General features: G+C 48.2%; 2 tRNA genes and 3 rRNA genes. All 5 read right to left on the minus strand.

Features of this window, described 5'->3' with window-relative positions:
- Positions 1-14: 14 nt before the first annotated feature.
- Positions 15-129: ribosomal RNA gene (rrf, locus tag ACTQ9S_RS13675) — 5S ribosomal RNA — on the minus strand.
- 181 nt (positions 130-310) lie between these two features.
- A 23S ribosomal RNA gene (locus tag ACTQ9S_RS13680) occupies positions 311-3,171 on the minus strand.
- A 365-nt stretch (positions 3,172-3,536) separates the two neighbouring features.
- Positions 3,537-3,612 (minus strand) — tRNA-Ala (locus ACTQ9S_RS13685).
- Between the two features lie 8 nt (positions 3,613-3,620).
- Positions 3,621-3,697 (minus strand) — tRNA-Ile (locus ACTQ9S_RS13690).
- Between the two features lie 95 nt (positions 3,698-3,792).
- Positions 3,793-5,331: ribosomal RNA gene (locus tag ACTQ9S_RS13695) — 16S ribosomal RNA — on the minus strand.
- The 16S, 23S and 5S rRNA genes sit together here with 2 tRNA genes alongside, the layout of an rRNA operon.
- Between the last annotated feature and the right edge of the window lie 338 nt (positions 5,332-5,669).

The following is a 5,669-nucleotide window of genomic DNA, read 5'->3' on the forward strand; positions in this document are numbered from 1 at the left end:
TTTCAGGAATAGAGAGCTGACGATGACCTACTCTCACATGGGCGGACCCACACTACCATTGGCGCAACGATGTTTCACTTCTGAGTTCGGGAAGGGATCAGGTGGGGCCATCGTGCTATTGTCGTCAGCAAAGGGGGTTAGATATGAGTCTGTTGTTGTTCTTATGACTTCAATATTACTTGAGGCCTGTCAACATAAACCTAACTGAATCAAGGTTTAAGGTGATATCGAAATATTCTTACTTTATAAGCCACTACAGCTCATACAAGATAGATTAATTAGACTTGTATACAAACCACTTGGGTGTTGTATGGTCAAGCCAAACGAGCAATTAGTACAGGTTAGCTACACACATCGCTGTGCTTCCACACCCTGCCTATCAACGTCCTAGTCTTGAACGGCTCTTTAGGGAAATCTAATCTTGAGGTGGGCTTCCCGCTTAGATGCTTTCAGCGGTTATCCCATCCGAACGTAGCTACCGGGCAATGCCACTGGCGTGACAACCCGAACACCAGAGGTTCGTCCACTCTGGTCCTCTCGTACTAGGAGCAGATCCTCTCAAATTTCCAACGCCCACGGTAGATAGGGACCGAACTGTCTCACGACGTTCTAAACCCAGCTCGCGTACCTCTTTAAATGGCGAACAGCCATACCCTTAGGACCTGCTTCAGCCCTAGGATGAGATGAGCCGACATCGAGGTGCCAAACACCGCCGTCGATATGAACTCTTGGGCGGTATCAGCCTGTTATCCCCAGAGTACCTTTTATCCGTTGAGCGATGGCCCTTCCATACAGAACCACCGGATCACTAAGACCTACTTTCGTACCTGCTCGACTTGTGGGTCTCGCAGTTAAGCGCGCTTTTGCCTTTATACTCTACGACCGATTTCCGACCGGTCTGAGCGCACCTTCGTACTCCTCCGTTACTCTTTAGGAGGAGACCGCCCCAGTCAAACTACCCACCATACATTGTCCTCGGTATTGTTATACCTGAGTTAGAACCCCAACATGACCAGGGTGGTATTTCAAGATTGGCTCCACCGAGACTAGCGTCTCGGCTTCAAAGCCTCCCACCTATCCTGCACAAGTCAGGTCAAAGTTCAATGTAAAGCTGTAGTAAAGGTTCACGGGGTCTTTCCGTCTAGCCGCGGGTACACAGCATCTTCACTGCGATTTCGATTTCACTGAGTCTCTGCTGGAGACAGCGCTGCCATCATTATGCCATTCGTGCAGGTCGGAACTTACCCGACAAGGAATTTCGCTACCTTAGGACCGTTATAGTTACGGCCGCCGTTTACTGGGGCTTCGATCAAGAGCTTCGCTTACGCTAACCCCATCAATTAACCTTCCAGCACCGGGCAGGCATCACACCCTATACGTCCACTTTCGTGTTTGCAGAGTGCTGTGTTTTTAATAAACAGTTGCAGCAGCCTGGTATCTGCGACTGCCAACAGCTCAAGGAGCAAGTCCTATCACCATCAACAGCGTACCTTCTCCCGAAGTTACGGTACCATTTTGCCTAGTTCCTTCAGCAGAGTTCTCTCAAGCGCCTTGGTATTCTCTACCTGATCACCTGTGTCGGTTTAGGGTACGATTCGTTTATAACTATTGCTTAGAAGCTTTTCCTGGAAGCATGGTATTTGCCACTTCGCTGTACAAGTACAGCTTGCTATCAGATCTCGGTATGAAATAGCCCGGATTTACCTAAGCTATAAACCTACATCCTTTCACCTGGACAACCAACGCCAGGCTGACATAACCTTCTCCGTCCCTCCATCGCATTATAAACAAGTATCGGAATATTAACCGATTTCCCATCGACTACGCCTTTCGGCCTCGCCTTAGGGGTCGACTCACCCAGCCCCGATTAACGTTGGACTGGAACCCTTGATCTTCCGGCGTGCGAGCTTTTCACTCGCATTATCGTTACTCACGTCAGCATTCGCTCTTGTGATACCTCCAGCATACCTTACGATACACCTTCACAGGCTTACACAACGCTCCCCTACCACTTGAAAACAAATTCAAATCCGCAGCTTCGGCTCCTAGTTTGAGCCCCGTTACATCTTCCGCGCGGGCCGACTCGACTAGTGAGCTATTACGCTTTCTTTAAAGGATGGCTGCTTCTAAGCCAACCTCCTAGCTGTCTATGCCTTCCCACCTCGTTTCCCACTTAACTAGGAATTTGGGGCCTTAGCTGGCGGTCTGGGTTGTTTCCCTCTCCACAATGGACGTTAGCACCCACTGTGTGTCTCCCGGATATCACTCATCGGTATTCGGAGTTTGCATCGGTTTGGTAAGTCGGTATGACCCCCTAGCCGAAACAGTGCTCTACCCCCAATGGTGTTCGTCCGAGGCGCTACCTAAATAGCTTTCGGGGAGAACCAGCTATCACCGAGTTTGATTAGCCTTTCACCCCTATCCACAAGTCATCCCCTGGCTTTTCAACGACAGTGGGTTCGGTCCTCCGGTGCCTGTTACGGCACTTTCAACCTGCTCATGGATAGATCACTCGGTTTCGGGTCTATGCCCTGCAACTAAACGCCCTATTAAGACTCGGTTTCCCTACGGCTCCCCTAAACGGTTAACCTTGCTACAGAACATAAGTCGCTGACCCATTATACAAAAGGTACGCGGTCACCCTAATAAATTAAGGCTCCCACTGCTTGTACGCACACGGTTTCAGGTTCTATTTCACTCCCCTCACAGGGGTTCTTTTCGCCTTTCCCTCACGGTACTGGTTCACTATCGGTCAGTCAGGAGTATTTAGCCTTGGAGGATGGTCCCCCCATCTTCAAACAGGATTTCTCGTGTCCCGCTCTACTTAATATGTTAACGCTAATGTTTCGAATACAGGACTATCACCTACTACGGTCAGCTTTCCCACGCTGTTCTTCTACATTAGCACTAATCGGCTTCTCCCCGTTCGCTCGCCGCTACTTGGGGAATCTCATTTGATGTCTATTCCTAAGGGTACTGAGATGTTTCACTTCCCCTCGTTCGCTTCTTGTACAAGTACAAGATACCTACCTTATGGTAAGTGGGTTTCCCCATTCAGAAATCTCCGGATCACAGGATATTGCCGCCTCCCCGAAGCTTATCGCAGGCTGTCACGTCTTTCATCGCCTCTGACTGCCAAGGCATCCACCATGTGCGCTTCATTACTTGACCATACAACCCCAAGTAGTCTTTCTCTATAAATAGAGTTAGATTCCTAAGTGTTCTACAATCTAATTATGATAACGATATCACCTATGTTTATACGCTTGATTCAGTTCTCTTTACTTTTTTAATAATCAACCCCTGGGATAACAACTGATGTCGTTAAGAGGTCGATTATTAAGGTTAGAAACAACGCGTGAACACGTGTTCCTAACCCAGACTCATATCTATGTTTTTAAATAGTCTCTGTGCTCTCGTCGAGTCACAGATTCTGTATAAAACAGAAAGAAGTAATCAATGCCTATTGGCTGAATCACTTGTTTCTATTTATACATCTACTTGTTTATTTGCATACTAAAGAATAGTTTATTATATGGTGGAGCCAAACGGAGTCGAACCGTTGACCTCCTGCGTGCAAGGCAGGCGCTCTACCAACTGAGCTATGGCCCCTGAAATAATGGTAGGCCTGGGCAGACTTGAACTGCCGACCCCCGCGTTATCAACACGGTGCTCTAACCAGCTGAGCTACAGGCCTATAGAGCGCATATATATATCACGCCTAGGCTTTAATAAACTAGCTTAAACTAAAGAACAACTTGTTGTGAATTCTTGCTGACCGAATGCCATCTATAAGGAGGTGATCCAGCCGCAGGTTCCCCTACGGCTACCTTGTTACGACTTCACCCCAGTCATCAACCACACCGTGGTGAACGCCTCCCCGAAGGTTAAGCTATCCACTTCTGGTGCAATCAACTCCCATGGTGTGACGGGCGGTGTGTACAAGGCCCGGGAACGTATTCACCGCGGCATTCTGATCCGCGATTACTAGCGATTCCTACTTCATGGAGTCGAGTTGCAGACTCCAATCTGGACTACGATAGGCTTTTTGAGATTCGCATCACATCGCTGTGTAGCTGCCCTCTGTACCTACCATTGTAGCACGTGTGTAGCCCTGGTCGTAAGGGCCATGATGACTTGACGTCGTCCCCGCCTTCCTCCAGTTTGTCACTGGCAGTATCCTTAGAGTTCCCGGCATAACCCGCTGGTAACTAAGGAAAAGGGTTGCGCTCGTTGCGGGACTTAACCCAACATCTCACGACACGAGCTGACGACAGCCATGCAGCACCTGTATTCTAATTCCCGAAGGCACTCCCGCATCTCTGCAGGATTCTAGATATGTCAAGACCAGGTAAGGTTCTTCGCGTTGCATCGAATTAAACCACATGCTCCACCGCTTGTGCGGGCCCCCGTCAATTCATTTGAGTTTTAACCTTGCGGCCGTACTCCCCAGGCGGTCTACTTATTGCGTTAGCTGCGTCACTAAGTCCTCAAGGGACCCAACGACTAGTAGACATCGTTTACGGCGTGGACTACCAGGGTATCTAATCCTGTTTGCTACCCACGCTTTCGAGCCTCAGTGTCAGTATGATGCCAGAAGGCTGCCTTCGCCATCGGTATTCCTCCAGATCTCTACGCATTTCACCGCTACACCTGGAATTCTACCTTCCTCTCACCTACTCTAGCCTAACAGTATCAGATGCAGTTCCCAGGTTAAGCCCGGGGATTTCACATCTGACTTATCAAGCCACCTACGCTCGCTTTACGCCCAGTAATTCCGATTAACGCTTGCACCCTCTGTATTACCGCGGCTGCTGGCACAGAGTTAGCCGGTGCTTATTCTGCAGCTAATGTCATCGTCCGTGGGTATTAACCACGGAGTCTTCTTCACTGCTTAAAGTGCTTTACAACCAAAAGGCCTTCTTCACACACGCGGCATGGCTGGATCAGGGTTGCCCCCATTGTCCAATATTCCCCACTGCTGCCTCCCGTAGGAGTCCGGACCGTGTCTCAGTTCCGGTGTGGCTGATCATCCTCTCAGACCAGCTACAGATCGTCGCCATGGTAGGCCTTTACCCCACCATCTAGCTAATCCGACTTAGGCTCATCTAATAGCGAGAGCAGTAAACTGCCCCCTTTCTCCCGTAGGTCGTATGCGGTATTAATTCGAGTTTCCCCGAGCTATCCCCCACTACTAGGTAGATTCCTAAGTATTACTCACCCGTCCGCCGCTCGTCATCTTCTAGCAAGCTAGAAATGTTACCGCTCGACTTGCATGTGTTAAGCCTGCCGCCAGCGTTCAATCTGAGCCATGATCAAACTCTTCAGTTTAATCTTGCTATGAAGTCCTTTAAAGAGACTTCTAAACTTGGCTCATTTAATCTGGCAAATCGCTAAAAATTATGTTCGTAATGAATTAACTTTGAGTTTTTCTGCTGTCTTAAATGATAATTTTTATAGTTAATAATCTTCCCGAAAAGAAAAGATAGTCAACTTTATTTTTTAGCATTCTGAATCAGCAAAAATCCACACAAGTTGTTCTTTAGTTATGCTTTTAAATAGTGTCAATCTACTGTCGTCCAGTAGTTGATATATAGGGTACTTCTCTTTGCTAAACAACCTTAAACCGTTATGGTTTAACCTATCTAGCGAGCCGACTATCATATCAT

The organism is Psychrobacter sp. ASPA161_9, from assembly GCF_051970275.1.
Classification (GTDB): Bacteria; Pseudomonadota; Gammaproteobacteria; order Pseudomonadales; family Moraxellaceae; genus Psychrobacter.